This window comes from Enterobacter sp. BIGb0383, assembly GCF_003751845.1.
In the GTDB taxonomy this organism is placed as follows: Bacteria; Pseudomonadota; Gammaproteobacteria; order Enterobacterales; family Enterobacteriaceae; genus BIGb0383.
Genome location: NZ_RJKQ01000002.1, coordinates 295,125 through 320,732, shown reverse-complemented (window position 1 = coordinate 320,732; position 25,608 = coordinate 295,125). Strand labels below are relative to the sequence as shown.

Genomic DNA, 25,608 nt, shown 5'->3' with positions numbered 1-25,608 from the left:
CCTCTTATACCAGGCCGAGCAGGGTCAGAATCAGGTCAATCAGCTTGATGCCAATAAAGGGCACCAGCAGCCCGCCCAGCCCGTAAATCCACAGGTTGCGACGCAGCATGGCCGAGGCGGTCAGCGGTTTATAGCTCACGCCTTTCAGCGCCAGCGGGATCAGGAACACGATGATCAGGGCGTTAAATATGACCGCGCTTAAAATCGCCGACGCCGGTGAGTGCAGCTGCATCACGTTCAGCGCATTGAGCTGCGGATAGGTGGCAGCAAAGGCGGCCGGGATAATGGCGAAGTACTTCGCCACGTCGTTGGCAATACTGAAGGTGGTCAGGGAGCCACGGGTCATCAGCATCTGTTTGCCGATATGCACCACTTCAATCAATTTGGTGGGGTTGGAATCCAGATCCACCATATTCCCGGCCTCTTTTGCTGCCTGGGTCCCCGAGTTCATCGCCACTGCCACATCGGCCTGGGCCAGCGCGGGCGCATCGTTGGTACCGTCGCCGGTCATCGCCACCAGGCGGCCTTCCGCCTGATACTGGCGGATCAGCGCCAGTTTGGCTTCCGGGGTCGCCTCGGCGAGAAAATCATCCACGCCGGCTTCGGCGGCGATAGCGGCAGCCGTCAGACGGTTATCCCCGGTGATCATCACCGTTTTGATCCCCATTTTGCGCAGCTGGGCGAAACGCTCTTTGATCCCGCCTTTAACGATATCCTTCAGGGCAATCGCGCCGAGGACGGTCGCCCCTTCGGCCACCACCAGCGGGGTGGCACCCTGGCGGGCAACACGCTCAACCAGAATATCGACATCCGCCGGGAAGTGGCCGCCGTTGGCTTCAATATGGCGGCGAATCGCGTCCACGGAGCCTTTGCGGATCGCACGGTCTCCAAGATTAATCCCGCTCATTCGGGTCTGGGCAGTGAAGGGGACGAAGGTCGCCTGCAGGCTCTGGACATCCCGCTCGCGCAGGTTAAAGCGCTGTTTGGCGAGGATCACGATACTGCGACCTTCCGGCGTTTCATCGGCCAGAGAGGAGAGCTGGGCGGCATCCGCCAGGGCGCGCTCTTCCACGCCTGCGGCAGGCAGAAACTCCGATGCCTGACGGTTGCCGAGGGTGATGGTGCCGGTTTTATCCAGCAGCAGGACGTCCACGTCGCCTGCCGCTTCTACGGCACGGCCGCTGGTGGCAATGACGTTAGCGCCGAGCATCCGGCTCATCCCGGCCACGCCAATCGCCGACAGCAGTCCGCCGATGGTGGTGGGGATCAGGCACACCAGCAGGGCAACCAGTACTGTGACGCTGACCGGCTGGCCGCCCCAGGCTGAGAACGGCCACAGGGTGGCGGTTGCCAGCAGGAAAACGAGGGTCAGGGCGATCAGCAGAATGGTGAGGGCGATTTCGTTCGGCGTTTTGCGACGCTGAGCGCCTTCGACCATGGCGATCATCCGGTCGAGGAAGGTTTCACCCGGGTTGACGCTGCACTGAATCACCAGCCAGTCGGAGAGAATGCGCGTGCCGCCGGTCACCGAGGCGAAGTCGCCGCCGGATTCGCGGATCACCGGTGCGGATTCCCCGGTAATCGCGCTCTCATCGACCGACGCGCCACCCTCAAGCACCTCGCCGTCACAGGGGATAATATCCCCGGCTTCGACCAGGACCAGATCGCCTTTGCGCAGATCGGACGCCGGGACATTTTCCGTCTTCGCGTCATGCTGCGGCGCGCTCAGCTTGCGTGCAAAGGCGGTTTTCTTGACGCCTTTCAGGCTGTTGGCCTGCGCTTTGCTGCGACCTTCCGCCAGGGCTTCGGCGAAGTTGGCGAACAGCACCGTAAACCACAGCCAGACGCTGACCGCGCCGGTAAACCCGGCGCTGCCCTGAAGGTGGCCGCTGGCCATCGCAATCGTCAGCAGGGTGGTCAGGACGCTGCCCGCCCAGACGATAAACATCACCGGGTTGCGCCACTGCACGTGCGGACTTAATTTTCGAACGGCATCCATTATTGCCTGTCGGGTCAGGTTTGGCTCGAACAGGGCCAGTTGCTTGCGACTCATAAAACGCGTCTCCGCCAGCTTTACAGTAAAGAGAGATGTTCCGCGACCGGGCCAAGCGCCAGGGCGGGAATAAAGGTCAGGGCGCCAACCAGCAGTACGGTGCCGATCAGCAGGCCGATAAAGAGCGCACCGTGGGTGGGCAGAGTACCGCTACCGACGGGCTGGCTCTTTTTCGTTGCCAGGGAACCGGCAATCGCCAGCACCGGAATAATCACCCCGAAACGGCCGACAAACATGCATACCGCCAGCAGACAGTTCCAGAACGGGGTATTGGCGCTCAGTCCGGCAAAGGCGCTGCCGTTATTGTTGGCGGCTGAAGAAACGGCGTAGAGTACTTCGCTAAAGCCGTGGATCCCCGGATTAAGCATCCCGCCGCGTCCGGCCTCGGTCATCATCGCCAGGGCGGTGCCGAGCAGAACCAGCGCGGGGGTAATCAGGATCGCCAGCGCGGTCATCTTCATTTCACGCACGTCAATTTTCTTGCCGAGGTATTCCGGGGTTCTGCCGATCATCAGCCCGGCGATAAACACCGCCAGCAGCACAAACAGCAGCATGCCATACAGGCCCGATCCGACGCCGCCAAACACCACCTCGCCAATCTGCATCAGCCACATCGGCAGCATTCCGCCAAGAGCAGTAAAGGAGTCATGCATGGCGTTGACCGCACCGCAGGACGCGGCGGTGGTGACCACGGCGTAGAGGCTGCTGGCCAGAATGCCAAAGCGGCTCTCTTTGCCTTCCATATTGATGGCGCTGTCGGCCCCAAGGGCGACAAAGTGCGGGTTACCCTGCCATTCGGCCCACATCACGATGGCGACGCAGACCACGAAAATCAGCGACATCGCCCAGAGAATGGCGTGGCCCTGACGCCTGTCGTTAACCGCATCACCAAAAGCAAAGCACAGCGCGGTGGGGATCAGGAAGATCGCCAGCATCTGCACCAGGTTGGTCAGGGCCGTCGGGTTTTCAAACGGATGCGCCGAGTTAGCGTTAAAGAACCCGCCGCCGTTGGTGCCGAGCATCTTAATCGCTTCCTGAGAGGCGACCGGGCCCATCGGCAGCAGATGCTGTGCACCTTCGAGACTGGTGAAGGCCTGGTACGGCAGGATGTTCTGCAGGGTGCCCTGCTGGATAAAGAACAGCGCAATCAGCAGCGACAGGGGCAGCAGCAGCCACAGGGTGACGCGGGTTAGATCAACCCAGGCATTGCCGAGGGTGGTCGCGCTCTGTCGTGCAAAGGCGCGGATCAGCGCGAAGATCACCGCCAGCCCCGTCGCCGCAGAGAGGAAGTTCTGCACCGTCAGCCCCGCCATCTGGCTGAAATAGCTCAGGGTGCTTTCCCCGGCGTAGGATTGCCAGTTGGTGTTGCTGACAAAGCTGACGGCGGTGTTGAGCGCCAGATGCCACGAGAGGCCAGGCAGCTGCTGCGGGTTAAGCGGCAGCACGGCCTGTAGCATCAGGATGGCAAACAGCAGCCCGAGTCCCAGCAGGTTAAGGGCCAGGATGGCCAGCAGATACTGTCGCCAGTTCATTTCGCGAGTATCGATGGCAAGACTGCGCCACAGAATGCGTTCAATGCCCGCAACCCCCGGCAGCGGCGCACCGAGGATCATTTTCCCCAGAAGCGTACCGACGGGGCGCGCCAGAATAAACAGCACCAGCATAAAGCTGGCAATCAGTAAAAACGCCTGGGCCGCCATCAGAAAGCCTCCGCGTTAATCAGGGCATAAACCAGATAGCCCAGTAACAGGAAAACCAGCACGATGCCGGTGATTACGCCTGCACTCACACTCCACCTCCGGGTGTTTTATTGTCTTGCCATGAAGGTAGATTTTTCGGTGCAAAGATTTCGCAAAAAACGCGGGGGCGGGTGTAAAGAAAGTATAAAAATGGCAAAGACCATTTTTTAACTAATGGTTAGTATTAATTTAACTTTTATGTAACTAATTTTCAGGGCGAATGTAAATAAAGCTTAAATTGACAAAAATTAGTGGTCGGATGAGTAGTAAAATTACAAACAAAACGGTACTCTTTTAAGCAGACAACAATCTATCTTTTCCGGTGATGATTACCGGCCACAAATTAAGGGGAGAAATATGACACTGTATAAAGCGTTTCCGGTCCACGTCGTGATGATGCGTCGCACGCTCGCCGTTGTGGCGGGTCTTCTGGCACTGCCCGCAATGCTGTTCTGGAAAGATCGCTCACGTTTTTATAGCTATCTGCACCGCGTCTGGTCTAAAACCAGCGATAAACCGGTCTGGATGGAGCAGTCTGAAAAGATCGGCTGCGACTTTTACTAAAGCAATGTGATAAAAAAATAAAGACACACGCAGCATAGCCGCCCTCTTCGAGGGCGGTTTTTTTTTGCACGCTGACGTTATGAGAAAGGTCAGGCCACTCAGCCTCTACTTGCGCCTGTAACATTATTAAAACACTATAAGACTGAATTTCCAGACAGTAATTCAGGAGTGTTATGACCACCCATCTGGTTTGGTTTCGCGCCGATTTGCGCGTGAATGACAACCTGGCGCTTGCCGCCGCGTGTCGGAACACCAGTGCGCGTGTGCTGGCGCTCTATATCGCCACCCCCGGACAGTGGAAACAGCATGATATGGCGCCGCGTCAGGCGGCGTATCTGTCGGCGCAGCTTAATGCGCTACAGCAGGCGCTGGCGGAGAAGGGCATTCCGCTACTGTTTCAGAGCGTCGACCGCTTTGCCGACAGCGTTGAAGCCCTGCAGGCGCTTTGCGATAAGCACAACGTTGACGCGCTGTTTTACAACTATCAGTACGAAATCAATGAACGCCTGCGCGATGCGGCGGTGGAAAAACGGCTGGATACGGTGACCTGTCAGGGCTTTGACGACAGCGTCCTGCTGGCGCCGGGCAGCGTCATGACCGGCAGTCGGGAGATGTATAAAGTCTTCACCCCGTTTAAAAATGCGTTTGTGCGTCGCCTCCAGGAGGGGCTGCCCGAATGCGTGGCCGCGCCAAAGATGCGTCCCGACGGTGCGCTAAACGATCCCCTCACGCCGATAACCCTCGACTACCCGCAGGATGATTTTGACGCGACGCTGTTCCCGGTGGGGGAAAAAGCCGCCATCGCGCAGCTGCGCCATTTCTGCCAGCAGGCGGCGGGAAAATATGAAGAGCAGCGCGATTTTCCGGCCATCGAAGGCACCAGCCGTCTCTCCGCCAGCCTGGCGCTGGGCGTGCTGTCGCCGCGTCAGTGCCTGCATCGTCTGCTGGCCGAACAGCCGAAAGCGCTGGATGGCGAGGCTGGTGCCGTCTGGCTGAATGAGCTGATCTGGCGCGAATTCTATCGCCATTTGATGACGTACCATCCTGCCCTTTGTAAGCACCTGCCGTTTATCGGCTGGACCGACGGTGTGCGCTGGCAGGAGGATGAAAGTTTGTTACAGGCCTGGCAGCGGGGGCAGACGGGCTATCCCATCGTCGATGCGGCGATGCAGCAGCTGAATGAAACCGGCTGGATGCATAATCGTCTGCGAATGATCGCTGCCAGTTTCCTGGTTAAGGATTTGCTTATCGACTGGCGCAAGGGAGAGCGTTATTTTATTTCTCAGCTGATCGATGGCGATCTCGCCGCCAACAACGGCGGCTGGCAGTGGGCGGCCTCAACCGGAACGGATGCGGCACCCTATTTTCGTATCTTTAACCCCACCACTCAGGGGGAAAGATTTGATAAAAGCGGCGCGTTTATTCGCCAGTGGCTACCGGCCCTGGCCGACGTGCCGGACAGCGCAATTCATCAACCCTGGACGTGGGCGGACAAGCAGGGCATCACGCTTGAGTATCCCCGCCCCGTTGTGGACCACAAACAGGCGCGCGTCGCCACGCTGGCGGCCTACGAGGCCGCCCGTAAACAGGAAAGAGAGTGACGATGAAAAACACCGAACTGGAACAACTGATCAACGAAAAACTCAACAGCAAGGCCTTCAGTGATTATGGCCCGAATGGCCTGCAGGTTGAGGGACGCGAGACGGTGCAAAAGATTATCACCGGCGTGACCGCCAGCCAGGCGCTGCTCGACGAAGCGGTGCGCCAGGAGGCGGATGCGGTGATCGTGCATCACGGCTATTTCTGGAAAAACGAAGCGCCGATTATCCACGGTATGAAGCGTCAGCGCCTGAAAACCCTGCTGGCAAACGACATCAACCTCTACGGCTGGCATCTGCCGCTGGATGCGCACCCTGAGCTGGGTAATAACGTCCAGCTGGCGGCGCTGCTGGGTATCACCGTGATGGGCGAAATCGACGAACTGCTGCCCTGGGGCGAGCTGGCGATGCCGGTTCCTGGGCTGGAGCTGGCGTCGTGGATTGAAGCGCGCCTCGGCCGCAAGCCGCTGTGGAGCGGCGATACCGGGCCGGACAAGGTTCAGCGCGTGGCCTGGTGCACCGGCGGCGGGCAGGGCTTTATTGATAAAGCGGCCCGCTTCGGCGTCGATGCGTTTATCACCGGGGAAGTCTCGGAACAAACCATCCATTCGGCGCGTGAGCAGGGCCTGCATTTCTATGCGGCCGGACATCATGCGACCGAACGCGGCGGCATTCGCGCCCTGAGCGAATGGCTGAATGAAAACACCGATCTGGATGTCACCTTTATTGACATCCCGAACCCGGCCTGATGAGGAACACCAGAGTGCAGCGAGCGCGTTGTTACCTGTTGGGAGAAACGGCGGTGGTGCTGGAACTTGAACCACCGATGACGCTGGCCAGCCAGAAGCGTATCTGGCGGTTAACCCAGCGTCTGGCGGATTTCCCTGAAGTACGGGAAGCGATCCCGGGCATGAATAATATTACCGTTATCCTGAACGATCCCCAGAATGCGGCGCTGGATGCTATCGAACAGCTCCAGCGCTGGTGGGAAGAGAGCGAAGCCCTGGAGCCGGAATCGCGGGAGATTGCGATCCCGGTAACCTACGGCGGGCAGGGCGGGCCGGATCTGGCGGAGGTGGCGCGCCACAGCGGCCTGAACGAAAAGCAGGTTGTGGAACTGCATGCCTCCGTTGAGTACGTGGTGTGGTTCCTCGGCTTCCAGCCGGGCTTCCCCTATCTGGGCGGCCTGCCGGAACGGCTGGCGACGCCGCGTCGGGGTGAACCGCGCCTGGCGGTACCGGCCGGTTCCGTCGGCATCGGCGGGGCACAGACCGGCATCTATCCGCTGGCAACGCCGGGCGGCTGGCAGCTGATCGGGCATACGGATTTGCCGCTATTCGATCCGAAGAAAGATGAGCCGGTCCTTCTGCGACCGGGCGACAGGGTGCGCTTTGTACCGCAGAAGGAGGGCGTATGCTGACGATTATTCGTGCGGGGATTTACACCTCGGTGCAGGACGGTGGCCGGGACGGTCTGCGTCAGTCGGGGATCAGCCACTGCGGGGCGCTGGACAAACCGGCCCTGCGTATTGCTAACCTGCTGGTGGGCAACGACGCCGACGCTGCAGCCCTGGAAATAACCCTCGGCCAGTGCGAAGTGGAGTTTTCCCATGACGGCTGGTTCGCGCTGACCGGTGCGGGCTGCGACGCCACCCTCGACGGCCATGCCGTCTGGACGGGCTGGCGTCTGCCGGTCAAAGCCGGGCAGCGTCTGACGCTGAAGCGCCCGCGTCACGGCATGCGCAGCTATCTGGCGATTGCGGGCGGCATCGATGTGCCGCAGGTGATGGGCTCGGCGAGCACCGACTTAAAAGTGGGCATTGGAGGTTTTGAAGGGCGTCTGCTGCGCGATGGCGACCGGCTTGCCATCGGGCCTGATGCAAAGACCTTTATTGAATCACGCGGCGTGAAACAGCTGCTTTGGGGCAACCGTATCCGCGTGCTGCGGGGGCCGGAGCATCATGAATTTGATGATGCGTCCCAGGAAGCCTTCTGGCGCTCGCCCTGGCAGCTCAGCCCGCAGAGTAACCGCATGGGCTACCGTCTGCAGGGCCAGCCGCTGGTGCGTACCACCGACCGGGAGATGCTTTCCCACGGTCTGCTGCCCGGCGTGATTCAGGTTCCGCATAACGGCCAGCCCATTGTGCTGATGAACGATGCCCAGACCACCGGGGGCTATCCGCGTATCGCCTGCATTATTGAGGCGGATATGTACCATCTGGCGCAGATCCCGCTGGGACAGCCGATTCACTTTGTACCCTGCACCCTTGAAGAGGCCCTGAAGGCCAGACGCGAGCAGCAGATCTATATTGAACAGCTGGCATGGAGGCTTAATGAAACACGTTGATTTAAATGCCGATCTCGGTGAAGGCTGCACCAGCGACAGCGCCCTGCTGCAGCTGGTCTCGTCGGCCAATATTGCCTGCGGTTTCCACGCGGGCGATGCGCAGACCATGCAGGCCTGCGTACGCGAGGCGCTGAAAAACGGCGTCGCCGTTGGCGCTCACCCGAGCTTCCCGGATCGGGAGAACTTTGGCCGTACGGCAATGCAGCTTCCGCCGGAAACGGTCTATGCGCAAACCCTGTATCAGGTTGGCGCCCTGGCGGCGATCGTAAAGGCAGAAGGTGGGCGGATGCGCCACGTTAAGCCCCACGGCATGCTCTATAACCAGGCGGCAAAAAATGCCGTGCTGGCGGACGCTATCGCCCGGGCTGTTTTTGCCTGCGATCCGGCCCTGGTCCTGGTGGGGCTGGCGGGCAGCGAGCTGATCCGTGCCGGACAGCGTCTGGGCTTAACAACGCGTGAAGAGGTGTTTGCCGACCGGGGATATCAGGCGGACGGCAGCCTCGTTCCGCGTGGTCAGCCGGGGGCATTGATCGACGATGAAGAGCAGGCCCTGGCGCAGACACTGGGGATGATATCCGAAGGTAAAGTGCAGAGCATCGACGGGAGCTGGGCCAGCGTTAACGCCCAGACGGTCTGCCTTCATGGCGACGGTGAGCACGCCCTCGCCTTTGCCCGCCGCTTGCGCTCGGCGTTTGAAGCAGGCAGTATCAGTATTCGTTCCTAAACGAAAATTAAAATAAGACTGTAAACAACTCAACAACATACAGGGTAACAATATCATGGGAGAAGCCGTATCTCTCTGGCCACTGACGGGGATTGCCGTCATCGTGGTCGGGTTCCTTTTGCGCTTTAATCCGGTGCTGGTGGTGATCGTCGCCGGGATTGTCACCGGTCTGGCGGCGCAGATGCCAATCGCCACCATCCTTGAAAAACTGGGTGAAGGCTTCCTTAACACCCGCAACCTGCCGTTTATTCTGCTGATCCCGCTGGCGGTTATCGGCCTGCTGGAGCGTCACGGTCTGAAAGAGCGTGCCCAGGCGTGGATTGCGAAGATCCGCAGCGCCACGGCGGGTCGTCTGCTGATTGTCTATCTGTTTGTCCGTGAAAGCTCGGCAGCGCTTGGGCTGACCAGCCTCGGCGGTCATCCGCAGATGGTTCGCCCGCTGCTGGCCCCGATGGCGGAAGGCGCGGCGGAGAAGAACTACGGCGAATTGCCGGGTGCGGTGCGCTATCGCCTGCGCGCCATGTCGGCGGCGACGGATAACGTCGGCCTATTCTTCGGGGAAGATATCTTTGTCGCCTTCGGCGCGATCATCTTTATGCACAACTTTATGCTGGAGTCCGGTGGGATCCAGACCGAGCCGCTGCATATTGCGCTGTGGGGTATCCCGACGGCGATCTGCGCCTTTATTATTCATGCGACCCGTCTGTGGCGCCTGGATAATCATATTGCGCGCGAGCTGGGCAAAGTGAGCACTGACGGTCAGAACAGAGGAGCGGCATAATGTTTCAGCAAAGCTATCTCTACTGGCTGGCCGGCGCTATTTTGCTGGTGGTGGCCATTATGTCCTGGCGCGACAAGGCCAACCCGCGTCGTCTGACCACCGGCCTTTTCTGGGGGATCTACGGTCTGCTGTTCCTGCTGGGTAACTGGACCTTCGAGCTGGTTGGCGATAAACGCACGGTGCATATTGCCGTCGGTGGGGCGGTGGTTGTGCTGGCGCTGATCGCCGGTTTCGGCGGCGTTCGCCTGGGCAGCTACCATCAGCGTAGCCAGCAGGAGCGCGAAGCCAGCGCCCAGCGCCTTGGCAGCCGTCTGTTCCTGCCCGCTCTGGCAATTCCTGTCATCACTGTTGTCGGCGTACTGCTGTTTAATAATCTGCCGTCGCTACAGCTGGCCCTGTTTGGGCCGGGTAACCACTCGACGCTGGTGACGCTCTTCTCCATGACTGTCGGCTCGCTGGTTGGCCTGGTGAGTGCGGTGATCATGACCCGCGAACAAGCGCATCAGCCGTTGCAGGAGGCGCGTCGCCTGCTGGACTCGATCGGCTGGGCGTTTATTCTGCCGCAGATCCTCGCCACCCTCGGACTGCTGTTTACCACCGCAGGCGTCGGCACCGGTATTGCCTGGCTGACCCAGGAATATCTCGCCGTCGACAGCCGCTTTATCGCCGTGGCGGTCTACGCTATTGGCATGGCGCTGCTGACGATGATTATGGGCAATGCCTTCGCGGCCTTCCCGATTATCACCGCCGGTATTGGTATTCCGGTGCTGGTCCTGCAACACGGCGGTAACCCGGCGGTGATGGCGGCTATCGGGATGTTCTCCGGCTACTGCGGGACGCTGATGACGCCGATGGCGGCCAACTTCAACATTGTTCCGGCCGCGCTGCTGGAGCTGCCGGATAAAAATGCGGTCATTAAGGCGCAGGTACCCACGGCGGTGCTGCTGCTGATTGCTAACGTGTTCCTGCTCTATTTCCTGATGTTCCTGTAAGGAGGGATGATGCGTACGGTACTGGTAACCGGGTTTGAACCTTTTGGCGGTGAGACGATCAACCCTTCCTGGGAAGTCGTTCGCCGTCTTGATAACGTGATTATCGGCGAATGCCGGGTGGTTGCACGACAGCTGCCCTGCGTCTTTGACGAGTCGCTGGCGGTCCTGGACCGGGCAATCGACGAACTCCAGCCGTCGCTGGTGCTGGCCGTTGGCCAGGCCGGTGGTCGCGTTGACCTGACCGTCGAGCGGGTCGCGATTAACGTCGATGACGCGCGTATCCCGGACAATAAAGGCCAGCAGCCGGTGGACCGGCCCGTGGTGGCCAACGGTCCTGCTGCCTGGTTCAGCACGCTGCCGATTAAGGCGATGGTCGCCGCGATCCGTGAGGCCGGTATTCCGGCCTCCGTCTCCCATACGGCGGGCACCTACGTCTGTAACCATGTCATGTATGGCCTACTGCACAAGCTACAGGCCACGCCGGAAGTGAAGGGCGGGTTTATCCATATCCCGTGGCTACCGGAGCAGGCGGTGGCGCATCCGGGCGCGGCCAGCATGGCGGCGGAGACGGTGCTGCACGCGCTGGAAATCGCTATTGAAACAGGGCTGCGGGTCGATACCGATCTCAAACTGTCCGGCGGTACCACGCACTAATCACGGAGTCGTTTATGCCTGAGGGACCGGAGATCCGCCGCGCGGCGGATAGCCTGGAGGCCGCCGTTCAGGGCAAACCGCTGACGGACGTCTGGTTTGCCTTTCCTGAACTTAAGGCGTACGAGCTGACGCTGGTCGGCCAGTGTATCGAGCGTATCGATACCAGGGGAAAAGCGATGCTGACCCGCTTTAGCGGTGGCCTGACGCTCTACAGCCATAATCAGCTGTACGGCGTCTGGCGAGTGGTCGAGGCGGATGAATCGCCGCAAACCACCCGCGTGCTGCGGGTCAGGCTACAGACGGCGGAGAAAGCGATTCTGCTCTATAGCGCCTCGGATATCGAAATGCTGAGCGCGGAACAGCTTGCCACCCATCCGTTTTTACAGCGGGTCGGACCGGACGTGCTCGATATGTCCCTGACGGCAGAGACGGTAAAAGAGCGCCTCCTGTCGCCGCGTTTTCGGCGGCGACAGTTTTCCGGACTGCTGCTGGACCAGACGTTTCTCGCCGGACTGGGCAACTACCTGCGGGTCGAAATCCTCTGGCACACCGAACTGGCTCCGCAGCACAGGGCACAGGATCTTACCGACCCGCAGCTGACTGCGCTGGCGGAATCGTTGCTCGCCATCCCCCGACTCTCCTGGACCACGCGCGGCACGCTGGATGAAAACCGTCACCACGGGGCGCTGTTTCGCTTCCGGGTCTTTCATCGGGCGGGCGAAGCCTGCGAGCGCTGCGGGGGCATTATCGAGAAGACAACCCTCTCTTCGAGGCCGTTTTACTGGTGTCCGGGGTGTCAGCGTTGAGCGCGGGCGCGCTGCCCGGTGAGAAAATAAAGAAGCTTCCCAGCGCCATCAGGCAGGCACTCACCGCACCGTAAATCATCACCCAGCCAAAGCCATCGAGCAGTGCCGTATTGATCGCGTCATAAGGGGCGGCAAGATGTGCCAGTAAGGTGCCAGAACGTTCCACCACCGTGATATCGCCCGCCGCCACTTTCTCTGCCAGCTGACGCAGGCTCTCGCCCGCTGTAACCCCGAACCGCTGGTGCAGGCTGGTCATAATCCCCTGCACCAGGATAAAGCCCATCAGCGCGATATTGAAGGCCAGCGAGATCATCCTGGCGCTGGTATCCGCGCCTGAGGCCATGCCGGCGCGTTCGGTCGGGACGGCGGCGGTAATAGCGTTGGTGACGGTGGTGTTGGTCAGGCCCAGGCCAATACCTGCCAGGATGCAGCCGGGCAGAATCAACCAGCCCGGTAGCCCGGACCCGCTGGCGATTTTCATCAGCGTAAATCCGAGGCCAATCGTCAGCAGCCCCGTGGGGATCACCACGCCCGGCTGAAAACGCAGGGCGAGACGTTCTGCGAAGGGAGGCACAAACAGCGTAGGCAGGGTGTAGGCCAGCAGCGCCAGACCCGTTTCCACGCTGCTGTAGCCCAGCCCGACGTGGAACCAGACCGGCAGATAAATAATAAAGGGCCAGAAGCTGAAGTTTTGCCCCATTGAACCCAGCAGCGCGCCCGAGAAGTTACGTACCCGGAACACCTGGAAGTCGATCATCGGATGCGGGTGGCGGCGCTCCGCGACGATAAAGGCCGCAAAGCTGAGCAGCGACAGGCCGATAATACTCAGGGCTGCGGGGCTGGTGAAGCCCAGGACCGGGCCCTGGGTCACAAACAGGACCAGGCAGCAGACGGCGACCGACAGGGTAATGATACCGCCTATATCCAGCTTGCCCGCCTGCGGGGCACGGGACTCCTGCACGCCCAGCTGGCTCAGGGTTAACGCAATCGCCGCCAGCACAACGTGGATGATAAAGACCCACTCCCAGCTTGCCAGCATCAGGATCGCGGTCCCGACAATCGGGCCAAAGCCCAGACCCGCGCCAAAGACAATGCCCCACCAGGCGAAGGCCCGACTGCGGAGTTTGCCGGTGCGGAACTGGCTGGAGAGAATGGCTATCTGGCAAATCAGCATCATCGCGGCGCTCAGCCCCTGCAGAAAGCGGGCCGCAATCAACACGGACGGGCTTTGCGTCAGCCCGCAGACCAGCGAGGTCAGGCCAAAGGCCAGGATACCCAGGGTAAAGATGCGTTTGCGGCCGTAGCGGTCGGCCAGAGTGCCAACGGCCATCAGGATGGTGGTCATGGCGATGGTATAGGCTGCCATCACCCACTGCAGCTGGCGAAAGCTGGCGCCCATCACCTGCTCAATCGTCGAGAGAACCGGCGGTACGCTGGAGATCTCCAGCCCCATCATCAGCGCAGATAAACAGACAGCGGCGAGGGCAACGTTGCCCTGGCGAGTAGGGGAAAGCGTCATAGGGCATCCTTTAACAAAGTAAAATGTCGTCGTCGGCTTACGGATGCTAGGGATGACGCAGTTATTTAGCAATGCTATGGTTGGGCATATCAGTCACAACAAATCTGGATGATTCATGAGTCGACCCGTGCTGGACGTGGAATCGGTGCAGGCCTTTGTCGCCATTGCCGATTTTCAAAGCTTTACCCGGGCTGCCGAAGCCCTGGGCACCACCCAGGGTGCCATCAGCGTCAAGCTCAAACGGCTGGAGGCGCGGCTGGGCTATAAACTGCTGGAGCGTACTCCCCGGCAGGTTCGCCTCTCTGCCGAGGGCGCGCTGTTTATTAATCCCGCACGGGATTTTTTACTGGCCCACGATCGGGCGGTTGCCTCTCTCTCTGCAGAGTGCCGACGTTTTCGTCTGGGTATCGCCGAGCACGTGGCGGGGCCGGAAATTCCCGTGCTGCTGGCCCGTCTTAATAAACAGGATCCCGCCTTAACGATTGAGGTGCGGCTGGAAAACTCCCGCAGCCTGCTGGATGCCTTCGATAAGGGCGATCTGGATGCGGTTATTGTCCGTCAGGATGACGATAGCCGGGGTGGGGAAGACCTGGGCCCGGAGCATTTCGGCTGGTTTGCCGCACCGGGTTTTCATCAGCATCCGGAGAAACCGCTGCGGCTGGCGGCGCTGGCACCCTGCTGCGGCGTGAGGGATATTGCCATTCGCGCGTTATCCGCAGCGGGTATCAAGTGGAATGAAGTCTTTGTCGGCGGCGGCAGCGCTGCCGTTGTTGCCGCCGTATCGGCGGGCCTGGCCGTCGCGGCGTTTTCCTGCCGCCTGGCACCCTGTGACACGCTTGAAGTCAGCCAGGCGCTGGGATTACCGGCGCTGCCCTCGTCGCGAATTATGCTCCACTCCACCCTGACCGACGGGCGCTCGCGCGATGCGCTGCGTACCCTGGCGGCGGCTTACCGGGAGCACCGCACGGTAAAGCACGCCGGAGTGTCGGTCTGAGGCCGTGCGTTAACGTTGGGTCTGCGTCTGGCGAACTCGTAGTAGCGTATATACCGCGCAGGCCGTGAGCACCGCCAGCCCGGCCAGGACATACAGTATCGTGATGAAAGAGGCGGCATAGCTCTGTGATAACAGGGACTCAAAGCCGGGCAGTAGCGATGACGCCGTGTGGATCTCCCCGAGTGCGGCTCGACTGGATGCTTCCAGGAGTGCCTCCTGTGGCGTCGTTAAAGCCGCCTGGCTCAGGCGATGCTGGATAAGCGTAGCCAGCAGAGCGCCGATCATGGCGATAGCCACGCCGTCGGCAGAGACGCGCACCGTGTTGAAGATGCCCGTCGCCATGCCGACCCGCTCCGGCGACACGACGCTCACCGCCATGGCGTCCATCAGGCCCCACGGAACGCCTATGCCGATACCGATAAGCAGCAGGGGCAGATGTAGCGCCTGTCCACCGCCTTGTGCAAAACCGCTTGCAAGCCATACCAATCCCGCCGCGACAAGCAGCAGACCGACAGCTGAAAGGCTTCCAGGCCTGAACCAGCGCGTCAGCAACGCTGCCAGAAAGGGCACCAGCAGCAGCGGTGCGGCAAGCCAGACCATCATTTTCCCGGCCTGTAACGCGCCATAGCCGTCAATACCGATAAAGCGCCCCGGCAGTATGACGATAAGCAGGATAAACAAAAATGCGGGCGATGCCGCTAATACCTGTACGCCGAGGAATCCCGGGTCGCGGAAAAAATCTAAATCCAGCATCGGATGGGCGGCCCGTCGCTCGATAACAGTAAAGCCGATAAACACCACGCCCGACGCCAGGAGCGCGGTGACCACCAGGATATCATGCCATCCGCTTTCGGGTACGCGCAGCATGCCCCAGGTAAAAAGCCCCAGCGCCAGGGTGAAGGTTATCGCCCCAGGCCAGTCTGGCGTGCCGCTGACCGTCTCCTGTCCGTGTCGGGTGCTGACGGCAACCAGCCCGAGGCCCAGCACCCCGATAATTCCCGTAGTGTAGAATACGCTCTGCCAGCCGCTTGCCTCTACCATCCACCCCGAGACTAACGGTCCGAACGAAAGACCCAGACCAAAGGTTGTGCCCAGCAGGCTGAAAGCCCGGGCGCGAGCAGCCCCCGTAAACAGCGGTGCCAGAGAGGACATGGCTGCCGCAAACGCTGCCGCGCCGCCCAGTCCCTGCAATAACCGCAATAGGTCGATCCACAGTACGGAGGGGGCAAACGGGATGGCAAAGGTAAATACGCAAAACCCTGCCAGCCCGGTTAGCCAGAGACGTCGACGCCCATAAATGTCGGTCAGGCTACCTGCTACCATCATCGCGCCACCGTAGCTGAGGATGTAGGCATTCATGATCCAGCTCAGCTGGGTGGGGCTGCCGCCCAGCGCCTGGCCGATAGCGGGCAATACGACCGCCGGGCCGGTGAAACAGAGCGGGATCAGCAGGCCGGTAAGGCAAGCCGCCAGAAATTGAAGCCCACGCATATGCGTGGCCGGAGAGGTTAACGTTGCGGGCATGGTTTTTGTCTGTCAAAGGGGATGAATGTTGTCCGGCAGGTTAGGCTAATGATCGAGAAAGAAAAACAGGATAAAGTTACAAATACTTCGGACAAAAATGTCTTAAATGGAGGCGTTCAATGATGGATAGCCTGGGGAGCATTGGTATTTTCGTGCGCGTCGCTGGTCGCCTGGGGTTCTCGGCCGTAGCACGCGACCTCGGGGTTTCTCCTTCGGCCGTAGGAAAGGCCGTCGCCCGTCTGGAAGATCGCCTGGGCGTGCGTCTGTTCCACCGCAGCACGCGCACGCTGGCGCTGACGGCGGAAGGCGAAATATTCCTTGAGCGTTGCCGTCGGATCCTGAGCGAAGTTGAGGCGGCCGAGCTGGAAATGACCCGGGCCAGCGAAACGCCGCAGGGCCGATTGCGCATCAGTCTGCCCCGGCATAGCGGTCTGTTCGAACCGGTTATCGCGGATTTTATGCGGCGTTATCCGGCTGTGGAGCTGGATCTGGATTTCTCCGACCGCTTCGTGGATGTCATCGGTGACGGTTTCGATGCGGCAGTGCGAACCGGGAATCTGACCAGTTCGGGGCTTAAACAGCGCAGGCTAGGGGATTTCCGGCGCGTTCTGGTTGCTTCTCCGCACTATATTGAGTCCCACGGACGCCCGGCACAGCCCGCCGACTTGCAGGACCATATCTGCCTGCATTACCGCTTCCATAATACGGGCAAAATAGAACGCTGGCCGCTTCCGCCCGCGTCGGATGACGACGTCCTCGATCTACCGCGCATGTTGATTTGTAACAGCGTGGAAATGCGTATCCATCTGGCCTTGCAGGGCCAGGGCATCGCCTGTCTGCCTGATTTTATCGTGGCAGAACACCTGCGGAGTGGACGATTGCAAACTCTGCTTGAAGACTGTACCGACAATAGCAGCACGATGTGGGTGGTGTGGCCCGCCAGTCGGGATCTGTCGCCCAAACTACGGGCTTTTATTGACTGCCTGAGTGCGCAAGTGCTGAGTCAGGGAACGCGATACTGAAATAAAAAAACGCGCCCGAAAGCGCGTTTTTTAATACCCCGAAAATGATTATTTTTTCAGGTCGCTTTTGAAGTCGCGTTTTTCGTAGCCGGTGTAGAGCTGACGCGGACGGGCAATTTTCATGCCTTCGCTGTGCATCTCGTTCCAGTGCGCGATCCAGCCTACCGTACGCGCCATGGCGAAAATAACGGTGAACATGGAAGACGGGATACCCATCGCTTTCAGAATAATGCCAGAGTAGAAATCGACGTTCGGGTAGAGTTTCTTCTCGATAAAGTACGGGTCGTTCAGCGCAATGTTTTCCAGCTCCATTGCCACTTCCAGCAGTTCATCTTTGCTGCCCAGCTCTTTGAGAACTTCATGACAGGTTTCACGCATCACGGTGGCGCGTGGGTCATAGTTCTTATAGACGCGGTGGCCGAAGCCCATCAGACGGAACGAATCGTTCTTATCTTTGGCGCGGCGAACAAATTCCGGAATGTGCTCAACCGAGCTGATTTCTTCCAGCATTTTCAGCGCGGCTTCGTTAGCACCGCCGTGCGCCGGTCCCCACAGGGAGGCAATACCGGCCGCGATACAGGCAAACGGGTTCGCGCCGCTGGAGCCTGCAGTACGTACGGTCGAGGTCGACGCGTTCTGCTCGTGGTCAGCGTGCAGGATCAGAATACGGTCCATTGCGCGCTCCAGCACCGGGTTAACCTCGTAAGGTTCGCACGGGGTGGAGAACATCATATGCAGGAAGTTACCGGAATAGGAGAGATCGTTACGCGGATAAACAAATGGCTGACCAATCGAATATTTGTAACACATCGCCGCCATAGTCGGCATTTTGGACAGCAGGCGGAACGCGGCAATTTCACGGTGACGTGAGACGTTAACGTCCAGCGAATCGTGGTAGAACGCGGCCAGCGCGCCGGTGACGCCGCACATCACCGCCATCGGGTGAGAGTCGCGACGGAAGCCATGGAACAGGCGAGTGATCTGCTCGTGGATCATGGTGTGACGGGTCACGGTGACGGTGAATTCGTCGAACTCTTTCTGCGTCGGTTTTTCGCCGTACAGCAGGATGTAACAGACTTCCAGATAGTTCGATTCGGTCGCGAGCTGGTCAATCGGGAAACCGCGATGCAGCAGGATGCCTTCGTCACCGTCGATAAAGGTGATTTTGGATTCACACGAAGCGGTAGAGGTGAAGCCCGGGTCAAAGGTAAACATCCCTTTCGAACCCAGACTACGGATATCGATAACATCCTGACCGAGCGTGCCTTTTAGCACATCCAGTTCAATAGCATCGTCACCATTGTAGGTGAGTATTGCTTTTTTATCAGCCATTTACGGTCTCCTTAGCGCCTTATTGCTTAAGACTGCCGGACGAGGATTTGCATTCGGGCTGTAAAGTGATGTGACCAGTTTGTTATATGGCTCGCCGCTCTGTGGAGAGAGGATGACAGGGTACAGAGCAATGGGCGCTGGCAGGCACAACGATCAATCTACAGTGAAAAAACAGCAAATCAGGGGTTCGGCAATCCGAATTTTTCAAACCTGACTATCACTAATAACTGTCCTGACTTCTCCGGTCAATACCGCCACACTGTTACATAACTTATTTGCAGGTGAAAGAGTGACCCCATAACTTTTGCGAATTATATGCCTTTCTGGAGGATGTTTGTAACAATAATGTTTAACATTTGTCAAATCAGATGATTAAAAATTAATAATATGTTGTTATCGTGACCCTGATCACTGTTCACAATAAAACCCGACAAACTATATGTAGGTTAATTGTAATGATTTTGTGAACGGCCTATACTGCCGCCAGGTCTCCGGAACACCCTGCAATCCCGAGCCACCCAGCGTTGTAACCCGTCTTGTCGCATCTGGAAGCTGCTATTTATACATGACGTACGGTTATAGAAGAGGAACGCTGTCTGACACGCCTGCAGACCGGAGGAAGGAATAATAAGAACAGCATGTGGGCGTTATTCATGATAAGAAACGTGAAAAAACAAAGACCTGTCAATCTGGATCTGACAACGATTCGGTTCCCCATAACGGCTATAGCATCTATCCTTCACCGCGTTTCCGGCGTCATTACCTTTGTGGCCGTCGGTATTCTGCTGTGGCTGCTGGGCCTGTCACTCTCTTCACCGGAAGGCTTCCTGGCTGCATCCGCAATCATGGACGGCTTTTTCGCTAAATTCATTATGTGGGGCATTCTCACCGCGCTGGCTTACCATGCCGTCGGCGGGATCCGTCATGTGATGATGGATGTTGGCTGGCTTGAAGAGACGTTCGCCGCAGGGAAACGTTCAGCTACTCTTTCCTTTGTGATTACTGTCGTGCTTTCACTTCTCGCAGGAGTCCTCGTATGGTAAGCAACGCCTCAGCATTAGGACGCAACGGCGTACATGACTATATTCTGGTCCGCGCTACCGCTATCGTCCTGACCCTCTACATCATCTATATGGTCGGTTTCTTCGCCGTTACCGGCGACGTGACCTGGGAAGTGTGGACGGGTTTCTTCTCCTCCGCCTTTACCAAAGTATTCACCCTGCTGGCACTCTTCTCGATCCTTATTCATGCCTGGATTGGCATGTGGCAGGTGCTGACCGACTACGTTAAACCGCTGGCTATACGCCTGCCGTTGCAGCTGGCCATTGTGGTCACGCTGGTGGTTTACGTCATTTATGGATTCGTTGTGGTGTGGGGTGTGTAATGAAACTGCCAGTCAGAGAATTTGATGCTGTAGTTATTGGTGCCGGTGGCGCAGGTATGCGTGCGGCACTGCAAATTTCCCAGAGCGGCCAGACCTGTGCGCTGCTCTCTAAAGTCTTCCCAACCCGTTCGCACACCGTGTCGGCGCAGGGCGGTATCACCGTCGCGCTGGGCAATACCCATGAAGATAACTGGGAATGGCACATGTACGACACGGTAAAAGGCTCCGACTATATCGGTGACCAGGACGCCATTGAATATATGTGTAAAACCGGCCCGGAAGCGATTCTGGAGCTGGAACATATGGGCCTGCCTTTCTCCCGCCTGGATGACGGTACCATCTATCAGCGTCCGTTCGGCGGACAGTCGAAAAACTTCGGCGGCGAGCAGGCGGCACGTACCGCTGCGGCAGCTGACCGTACCGGTCACGCCCTGCTGCACACCCTTTACCAGCAAAATCTGAAAAATCATACCACCATCTTTTCCGAGTGGTACGCGCTGGATCTGGTGAAAAACGAAGACGGCGCGATTGTCGGCTGCACCGCCCTGGATATTGAAAGCGGCGAAGTGGTGTACTTCAAAGCCAAGGCCACCGTGCTGGCGACCGGTGGCGCCGGGCGTATTTACCAGTCCACCACCAACGCCCATATCAATACCGGCGACGGCGTGGGTATGGCGATCCGCGCGGGCGTTCCGCTGCAGGATATGGAAATGTGGCAGTTCCACCCGACCGGTATTGCCGGTGCGGGCGTGCTGGTCACCGAAGGTTGTCGCGGTGAGGGTGGCTATCTGCTGAATAAACACGGCGAGCGCTTTATGGAGCGTTATGCACCGAATGCGAAAGACCTGGCGGGTCGTGACGTGGTGGCGCGTTCCATCATGATCGAAATCCGCGAAGGTCGCGGCTGCGATGGTCCTTGGGGCCCGCACGCCAAGCTGAAGCTCGACCATCTGGGCAAAGAGGTTCTGGAATCCCGTCTGCCGGGTATCCTGGAACTCTCCCGCACCTTCGCTCACGTGGATCCGGTCAAAGAGCCGATCCCGGTGATCCCAACCTGCCACTATATGATGGGCGGGATCCCGACCAAAGTATCCGGTCAGGCAATCACGGTGAACGAGAAGGGTGAAGATGTGGTGGTGCCGGGCCTGTTCGCGGTGGGTGAAATCGCCTGCGTCTCGGTCCACGGGGCTAACCGTCTCGGCGGTAACTCCCTGCTTGATCTGGTGGTCTTTGGCCGTGCGGCGGGTCTGCATCTGCAGGAGTCCATCGCCGAGCAGGGACCGCTGCGTGATGCCACCGAAGAGAATATTGACGCTTCTCTGGCGCGTCTGAACCGCTGGAACAACAACCGTACCGGTGAAGATCCGGTGGTTATCCGTAAGGCGCTGCAGGAGTGTATGCAGCACAACTTCTCGGTATTCCGCGAAGGCGACGCGATGGCCAAAGGTCTGGAGCAGCTGAAAGTTATCCGCGAGCGCCTGAAAAATGCCCGCCTGGATGATACCTCCAGCGAGTTCAATACCCAGCGCGTTGAGTGTCTTGAGCTGGATAACCTGATGGAAACCGCCTACGCCACCGCGGTCTCTGCAAACTTCCGTACCGAAAGCCGTGGCGCCCACAGCCGCTTCGACTTCCCGGATCGTGACGATGAAAACTGGCTGTGCCATTCCCTGTATCTGCCAGAGTCGGAATCCATGACGCGTCGTAGCGTCAATATGGAGCCGAAACTGCGTCCGGCTTTCCCGCCGAAAATACGTACTTATTAATGCGGAGACAGGTAAATGAAACTCGAATTTTCGATCTATCGTTATAACCCGGATGTCGACGATGCTCCGCGCATGCAGGATTACCAGCTGGAAGGCGAGGAAGGTCGTGACATGATGCTGCTGGATGCCTTAATCCAGCTGAAAGAAATCGACCCGACCCTGGCGTTTCGTCGTTCGTGCCGTGAAGGTGTCTGCGGCTCTGACGGCCTGAACATGAACGGCAGAAACGGTCTCGCCTGTATCACGCCGATTTCGGCGCTGGGCAACGGCAAGCAGAAAATTGTTATTCGACCTCTTCCTGGATTGCCCGTAATCCGCGATTTGGTTGTGGACATGGGGCAATTCTATGCCCAATATGAGAAGATTAAGCCTTACTTATTGAATAATGGGCAAAATCCACCCGCTCGTGAGCATCTGCAGATGCCGGAGCAGCGTGAAAAACTGGACGGACTGTACGAGTGCATTATGTGTGCCTGCTGCTCGACATCCTGCCCGTCGTTCTGGTGGAACCCGGATAAGTTTGTTGGCCCGGCTGGCCTGCTGGCGGCATACCGTTTCCTGATCGACAGTCGTGATACGGAAACTGACAGCCGTCTGGAAGGTTTAAGTGACGCTTTCAGCGTATTCCGGTGCCATAGCATCATGAATTGCGTCAGCGTATGTCCTAAGGGACTGAACCCGACGCGCGCCATCGGCCACATTAAGTCGATGCTGCTGCAAAGAAGTGCGTAAGTGATAAAGCCCCTCTCCCTGACGGGAGAGGGTGCAGGAAATCTTTAAAAACCGCCACATGGCAGTTGCAGTAATCGAGTCGTTCTGAGCGAGGCAAGGCGGCAACGCAGTCGCAGCCTGAACGAGGAAGATTAATGGCAGTTTTTAAAGGTTCCTTCGCGGGTCAGAAAGAGCTCGCAGGTGAACCCCGGCACATACACGCGGTGTATGTGGTAGTTTCTACGGCGAAATAAGCTAAAAAGCTTAAGGGATCACGATGCAGAACGGCGCAATGAAAGCCTGGCTGGACTCTTCTTTCCTCTCTGGCTCCAACCAGAGCTGGATAGAACAGCTCTATGAAGACTTCTTAACCGATCCTGACTCTGTGGACGCCAACTGGCGTTCAATGTTCCAGCAGTTACCTGGTACCGGAGTTAAACCGGATCAATTCCATTCGAAAACGCGTGATTATTTCCGTCGTCTGGCGAAGGATGCCTCACGTTACTCTTCCTCGATTTCCGACCCTGATACCAACGCGAAGCAGGTTAAAGTCCTGCAGCTTATCAACGCATACCGCTTCCGCGGTCACCAGCAGGCGAACCTCGACCCGCTCGGACTGTGGCAGCAGGATAAAGTGGCGGATTTAGACCCGGCGTACCACGATCTCTCCGAAGCCGATCTCCAGGAAAGCTTTAACGTAGGTTCATTTGCTATCGGCAAAGATACGATGCCGCTGGGCGAGCTGCTTGCCGCGCTCAGGCAGACCTACTGCAGCTCCATCGGCGCGGAATATATGCATATCACCAGCACCGAAGAGAAACGCTGGATCCAGCAGCGGATTGAATCTGAGGTGGGTAAAGCCAGTTTCTCCAGCGCTGAGAAAAAACGTTTCCTCAGTGAGTTGACCGCGGCGGAAGGTCTGGAGCGCTACCTGGGTGCGAAATTCCCCGGTGCTAAGCGCTTCTCGCTGGAAGGCGGCGATGCGATGATCCTGATGCTTAACGAGCTGATCCGCCATGCGGGCGGCAGCGGCACCCGCGAAGTGGTGCTGGGGATGGCCCACCGTGGTCGTCTGAACGTGCTGATCAACGTGCTGGGTAAAAAGCCCCAGGATCTGTTTGACGAGTTCGCCGGCAAGCATAAAGAACACCTCGGCACTGGTGACGTGAAGTACCATATGGGCTTCTCATCCGATGTTGAAACCGACGGCGGTCTGGTGCATCTGGCGCTGGCGTTTAACCCGTCGCACCTCGAAATCGTCAGCCCGGTGGTTATCGGCTCCGTGCGTGCGCGCCTCGATCGTCTCGACGAGCCGAGCAGCAGCAAAGTCCTGCCGATTACCATTCACGGCGATGCGGCCATCACCGGCCAGGGCGTGGTTCAGGAAACCCTGAACATGTCGAAAGCCCGCGGCTACGAAGTGGGCGGCACCGTGCGTATCGTGATTAACAACCAGGTTGGTTTCACCACCTCGAACCCGCTGGATGCGCGCTCTACGCCGTACTGTACCGATATCGGTAAAATGGTGCAGGCACCGATTTTCCACGTTAACGCCGATGACCCGGAGGCGGTCGCCTTTGTGACCCGCATCGCGCTGGACTTCCGCAATACCTTTAAGCGCGACGTCCTGATCGACCTGGTCTGCTATCGCCGTCACGGCCATAACGAAGCCGATGAGCCGAGCGCAACCCAGCCGCTGATGTACCAGAAAATCAAAAAACACCCGACGCCGCGTAAAATCTATGCCGACAAACTCGAGCAGGATAGCGTCGCGACGCTGGAAGATGCCACCGAGATGGTTAACCTGTACCGTGACGCGCTGGACGCGGGCGAGTGCGTGGTCGAATCCTGGCGTCCGATGAATATGCACTCCTTTACCTGGTCGCCGTACCTCAACCACGAGTGGGATGAGAGCTACCCGAACAAGGTTGAGATGAAGCGCATTCAGGAGCTGGCGAAGCGGATCAGCACCGTACCGGATGCGGTTGAGATGCAGTCTCGCGTCGCGAAGATCTATACCGACCGTCAGGCGATGGCGGCAGGGGACAAACTGTTTGACTGGGGCGGCGCTGAAACTCTGGCCTACGCGACCCTGGTTGATGAAGGTATTCCGATTCGCCTCTCCGGCGAAGACTCCGGTCGCGGCACCTTCTTCCACCGTCATGCCGTCGTTCACAACCAGGCGAATGGTTCAACCTACACCCCGCTGCAGCATGTCCATAACGGGCAGGGCACCTTCCGCGTCTGGGACTCCGTGCTGTCGGAAGAAGCGGTGCTGGCCTTTGAATACGGCTACGCCACCGCCGAGCCGCGTACCCTGACCATCTGGGAAGCGCAGTTTGGTGACTTCGCCAACGGTGCACAGGTTGTTATCGACCAGTTCATCAGCTCCGGCGAGCAGAAATGGGGCCGTATGTGTGGCCTGGTGATGCTGCTGCCGCACGGCTACGAAGGCCAGGGTCCGGAGCACTCCTCCGCGCGTCTGGAACGTTATCTGCAGCTCTGTGCTGAACAGAATATGCAGGTCTGCGTCCCGTCCACCCCGGCACAGGTTTATCACATGCTGCGTCGTCAGGCGCTGCGCGGGATGCGTCGTCCGCTGGTGGTGATGTCGCCGAAATCTCTGCTGCGTCACCCGCTGGCGGTGTCCAGCCTCGACGAGCTGGCCAACGGCACCTTTATGCCGGCCATCGGTGAAATTGACGAGCTGGATCCGCAGGGCGTGAAGCGCGTTGTGATGTGTTCTGGTAAGGTTTATTACGATCTACTGGAACAGCGCCGCAAGAACGATCAAAAGGATGTGGCTATCGTCCGTATCGAGCAGCTGTATCCGTTCCCGCATCAGTCGGTGCAGGAAGCGATAAAACAATATGCACACGTACATGATTTTGTCTGGTGCCAGGAAGAGCCGCTTAACCAGGGCGCCTGGTACTGCAGCCAGCATCATTTCCGTGAAGTGATTCCTTTCGGGGCCGCTCTGCGCTACGCAGGACGCCCGGCCTCCGCCTCACCGGCGGTAGGGTATCTGTCCGTTCACCAGAAACAGCAGCAAGATCTGGTTAATGACGCGCTGAACGTCAATTAAATAAAGGATAAATA

At 58.7% G+C, this 25,608-nt stretch carries 23 protein-coding genes; 17 read left to right on the top strand and 6 right to left on the bottom strand.

Annotated features, from left to right (window positions below; genetic code table 11):
* Window positions 1-4: 4 nt before the first annotated feature.
* The 3 genes from kdpB to kdpF are packed head-to-tail and all read right to left on the bottom strand — an operon-like array spanning window position 5 to window position 3,842.
* Window positions 5-2,053, bottom strand: coding sequence for a potassium-transporting ATPase subunit KdpB (kdpB, locus tag EDF81_RS09895; protein ID WP_123347978.1), 2,049 nt, complete (start codon window positions 2,051-2,053; stop codon window positions 5-7).
* Window positions 2,054-2,073: 20 nt separating this feature from the next.
* Entirely contained in the window at window positions 2,074-3,753 is a 1,680-nt protein-coding gene (gene kdpA, locus EDF81_RS09890) for a potassium-transporting ATPase subunit KdpA (RefSeq protein WP_123347977.1), read from the bottom strand.
* On the bottom strand, window positions 3,753-3,842 hold the full coding sequence (gene kdpF / locus EDF81_RS09885; RefSeq protein WP_001670793.1) for a K(+)-transporting ATPase subunit F: 90 nt from the start codon (window positions 3,840-3,842) through the stop codon (window positions 3,753-3,755). The genes kdpA and kdpF overlap by 1 nt, the downstream gene beginning before the upstream one ends.
* Before the next feature lie 307 nt (window positions 3,843-4,149).
* On the opposite strand from kdpF, the gene EDF81_RS09880 reads away from it, so the two are divergent.
* From EDF81_RS09880 to nei, 10 genes are all read left to right on the top strand, one after another.
* Window positions 4,150-4,356 carry a YbfA family protein gene (locus tag EDF81_RS09880; RefSeq protein WP_123347976.1) on the top strand — a complete coding sequence of 69 codons (207 nt, stop codon included), beginning with the start codon at window positions 4,150-4,152 and terminating at the stop codon, window positions 4,354-4,356.
* 173 nt (window positions 4,357-4,529) lie between these two features.
* On the top strand, window positions 4,530-5,957 hold the full coding sequence (gene phrB, locus EDF81_RS09875; protein WP_123347975.1) for a deoxyribodipyrimidine photo-lyase: 1,428 nt from the start codon (window positions 4,530-4,532) through the stop codon (window positions 5,955-5,957).
* A gap of 2 nt (window positions 5,958-5,959) precedes the next feature.
* Window positions 5,960-6,703 (top strand): type 2 GTP cyclohydrolase I, encoded by a 744-nt coding sequence (locus tag EDF81_RS09870; RefSeq protein ID WP_123347974.1) that lies wholly within the window; start codon window positions 5,960-5,962, stop codon window positions 6,701-6,703.
* Window positions 6,704-6,717: 14 nt separating this feature from the next.
* Window positions 6,718-7,374 carry a 5-oxoprolinase subunit PxpB gene (gene pxpB / locus EDF81_RS09865; protein WP_123347973.1) on the top strand — a complete coding sequence of 219 codons (657 nt, stop codon included), beginning with the start codon at window positions 6,718-6,720 and terminating at the stop codon, window positions 7,372-7,374.
* Complete coding sequence (pxpC, locus tag EDF81_RS09860) at window positions 7,368-8,300, top strand: 5-oxoprolinase subunit PxpC (RefSeq protein ID WP_123347972.1); 933 nt, start codon at window positions 7,368-7,370, stop codon at window positions 8,298-8,300. Before pxpB ends, pxpC begins: the two co-directional genes overlap by 7 nt.
* Window positions 8,287-9,024, top strand: coding sequence for a 5-oxoprolinase subunit PxpA (gene pxpA / locus EDF81_RS09855; protein ID WP_123347971.1), 738 nt, complete (start codon window positions 8,287-8,289; stop codon window positions 9,022-9,024). The genes pxpC and pxpA overlap by 14 nt, the downstream gene beginning before the upstream one ends.
* A 55-nt stretch (window positions 9,025-9,079) precedes the next feature.
* A complete protein-coding gene (locus EDF81_RS09850) occupies window positions 9,080-9,805 on the top strand; it encodes a DUF969 domain-containing protein (RefSeq protein WP_123347970.1) in 726 nt (241 codons plus the stop codon).
* Window positions 9,802-10,797: a DUF979 domain-containing protein gene (locus EDF81_RS09845; protein ID WP_123347969.1), complete on the top strand. Its 996-nt coding sequence runs from the start codon at window positions 9,802-9,804 to the stop codon at window positions 10,795-10,797. The genes EDF81_RS09850 and EDF81_RS09845 overlap by 4 nt, the downstream gene beginning before the upstream one ends.
* 9 nt (window positions 10,798-10,806) lie before the next feature.
* Window positions 10,807-11,451, top strand: a complete 645-nt coding sequence (pcp, locus tag EDF81_RS09840) for a pyroglutamyl-peptidase I (RefSeq protein ID WP_123347968.1) — start codon at window positions 10,807-10,809, stop codon at window positions 11,449-11,451.
* Between the two features lie 14 nt (window positions 11,452-11,465).
* A complete protein-coding gene (nei, locus tag EDF81_RS09835; RefSeq protein ID WP_123347967.1) occupies window positions 11,466-12,257 on the top strand; it encodes an endonuclease VIII in 792 nt (263 codons plus the stop codon).
* Here nei and EDF81_RS09830 read toward each other — a convergent pair.
* Window positions 12,196-13,776: an MFS transporter gene (locus EDF81_RS09830; RefSeq protein WP_123347966.1), complete on the bottom strand. Its 1,581-nt coding sequence runs from the start codon at window positions 13,774-13,776 to the stop codon at window positions 12,196-12,198. The genes nei and EDF81_RS09830 overlap by 62 nt on opposite strands.
* 115 nt (window positions 13,777-13,891) lie before the next feature.
* Between EDF81_RS09830 and EDF81_RS09825 the strand changes: the two genes are divergently transcribed.
* The gene (locus EDF81_RS09825; protein ID WP_123347965.1) at window positions 13,892-14,770 is read left to right on the top strand and encodes a LysR family transcriptional regulator; all 879 of its coding nucleotides are present in this window, start codon (window positions 13,892-13,894) and stop codon (window positions 14,768-14,770) included.
* 9 nt (window positions 14,771-14,779) lie between these two features.
* Here the strand turns inward: EDF81_RS09825 and EDF81_RS09820 are convergent, their stop codons facing one another.
* The gene (locus tag EDF81_RS09820) at window positions 14,780-16,294 is read right to left on the bottom strand and encodes an MFS transporter (protein WP_123347964.1); all 1,515 of its coding nucleotides are present in this window, start codon (window positions 16,292-16,294) and stop codon (window positions 14,780-14,782) included.
* 119 nt (window positions 16,295-16,413) lie between these two features.
* On the opposite strand from EDF81_RS09820, the gene EDF81_RS09815 reads away from it, so the two are divergent.
* Entirely contained in the window at window positions 16,414-17,316 is a 903-nt protein-coding gene (locus EDF81_RS09815) for a LysR family transcriptional regulator (RefSeq protein ID WP_123347963.1), read from the top strand.
* A gap of 48 nt (window positions 17,317-17,364) precedes the next feature.
* Here EDF81_RS09815 and EDF81_RS09810 read toward each other — a convergent pair whose 3' ends face one another.
* Window positions 17,365-18,648: a citrate synthase gene (locus EDF81_RS09810; RefSeq protein WP_123347962.1), complete on the bottom strand. Its 1,284-nt coding sequence runs from the start codon at window positions 18,646-18,648 to the stop codon at window positions 17,365-17,367.
* Window positions 18,649-19,286: 638 nt separating this feature from the next.
* On the opposite strand from EDF81_RS09810, the gene sdhC reads away from it, so the two are divergent.
* The 5 genes from sdhC (at window position 19,287) to sucA (ending at window position 25,594) form a co-directional block, all read left to right on the top strand.
* Window positions 19,287-19,691 (top strand): succinate dehydrogenase cytochrome b556 subunit, encoded by a 405-nt coding sequence (gene sdhC, locus EDF81_RS09805; RefSeq protein ID WP_184999524.1) that lies wholly within the window; start codon window positions 19,287-19,289, stop codon window positions 19,689-19,691.
* Window positions 19,685-20,032 (top strand): succinate dehydrogenase membrane anchor subunit, encoded by a 348-nt coding sequence (sdhD, locus tag EDF81_RS09800; protein ID WP_123347961.1) that lies wholly within the window; start codon window positions 19,685-19,687, stop codon window positions 20,030-20,032. The genes sdhC and sdhD overlap by 7 nt, the downstream gene beginning before the upstream one ends.
* Entirely contained in the window at window positions 20,032-21,798 is a 1,767-nt protein-coding gene (gene sdhA, locus EDF81_RS09795; RefSeq protein WP_123347960.1) for a succinate dehydrogenase flavoprotein subunit, read from the top strand. Before sdhD ends, sdhA begins: the two co-directional genes overlap by 1 nt.
* A gap of 15 nt (window positions 21,799-21,813) precedes the next feature.
* Window positions 21,814-22,530 carry a succinate dehydrogenase iron-sulfur subunit gene (locus EDF81_RS09790; protein ID WP_123347959.1) on the top strand — a complete coding sequence of 239 codons (717 nt, stop codon included), beginning with the start codon at window positions 21,814-21,816 and terminating at the stop codon, window positions 22,528-22,530.
* A 256-nt stretch (window positions 22,531-22,786) separates the two neighbouring features.
* The gene (gene sucA, locus EDF81_RS09785; protein ID WP_123347958.1) at window positions 22,787-25,594 is read left to right on the top strand and encodes a 2-oxoglutarate dehydrogenase E1 component; all 2,808 of its coding nucleotides are present in this window, start codon (window positions 22,787-22,789) and stop codon (window positions 25,592-25,594) included.
* Window positions 25,595-25,608: the final 14 nt, after the last annotated feature.

Coding starts and splice junctions, on each gene's coding strand:
- pcp (WP_123347968.1), top strand. CDS start 10,807: ATGCGTACGGTACTGGTAACCGGGTTTGAACCTTTTGGCGGTGAGACG.
- pxpA (WP_123347971.1), top strand. CDS start 8,287: ATGAAACACGTTGATTTAAATGCCGATCTCGGTGAAGGCTGCACCAGC.
- EDF81_RS09870 (WP_123347974.1), top strand. CDS start 5,960: ATGAAAAACACCGAACTGGAACAACTGATCAACGAAAAACTCAACAGC.
- EDF81_RS09820 (WP_123347964.1), bottom strand. CDS start 16,294: ATGCCCGCAACGTTAACCTCTCCGGCCACGCATATGCGTGGGCTTCAA.
- pxpC (WP_123347972.1), top strand. CDS start 7,368: ATGCTGACGATTATTCGTGCGGGGATTTACACCTCGGTGCAGGACGGT.
- EDF81_RS09830 (WP_123347966.1), bottom strand. CDS start 13,776: ATGACGCTTTCCCCTACTCGCCAGGGCAACGTTGCCCTCGCCGCTGTC.
- sdhD (WP_123347961.1), top strand. CDS start 19,685: ATGGTAAGCAACGCCTCAGCATTAGGACGCAACGGCGTACATGACTAT.
- kdpB (WP_123347978.1), bottom strand. CDS start 2,053: ATGAGTCGCAAGCAACTGGCCCTGTTCGAGCCAAACCTGACCCGACAG.
- nei (WP_123347967.1), top strand. CDS start 11,466: ATGCCTGAGGGACCGGAGATCCGCCGCGCGGCGGATAGCCTGGAGGCC.
- sdhA (WP_123347960.1), top strand. CDS start 20,032: ATGAAACTGCCAGTCAGAGAATTTGATGCTGTAGTTATTGGTGCCGGT.
- EDF81_RS09790 (WP_123347959.1), top strand. CDS start 21,814: ATGAAACTCGAATTTTCGATCTATCGTTATAACCCGGATGTCGACGAT.
- EDF81_RS09880 (WP_123347976.1), top strand. CDS start 4,150: ATGACACTGTATAAAGCGTTTCCGGTCCACGTCGTGATGATGCGTCGC.
- sucA (WP_123347958.1), top strand. CDS start 22,787: ATGCAGAACGGCGCAATGAAAGCCTGGCTGGACTCTTCTTTCCTCTCT.
- kdpA (WP_123347977.1), bottom strand. CDS start 3,753: ATGGCGGCCCAGGCGTTTTTACTGATTGCCAGCTTTATGCTGGTGCTG.
- EDF81_RS09850 (WP_123347970.1), top strand. CDS start 9,080: ATGGGAGAAGCCGTATCTCTCTGGCCACTGACGGGGATTGCCGTCATC.
- phrB (WP_123347975.1), top strand. CDS start 4,530: ATGACCACCCATCTGGTTTGGTTTCGCGCCGATTTGCGCGTGAATGAC.
- EDF81_RS09815 (WP_123347963.1), top strand. CDS start 16,414: ATGATGGATAGCCTGGGGAGCATTGGTATTTTCGTGCGCGTCGCTGGT.
- EDF81_RS09810 (WP_123347962.1), bottom strand. CDS start 18,648: ATGGCTGATAAAAAAGCAATACTCACCTACAATGGTGACGATGCTATT.
- EDF81_RS09825 (WP_123347965.1), top strand. CDS start 13,892: ATGAGTCGACCCGTGCTGGACGTGGAATCGGTGCAGGCCTTTGTCGCC.
- sdhC (WP_184999524.1), top strand. CDS start 19,287: ATGTGGGCGTTATTCATGATAAGAAACGTGAAAAAACAAAGACCTGTC.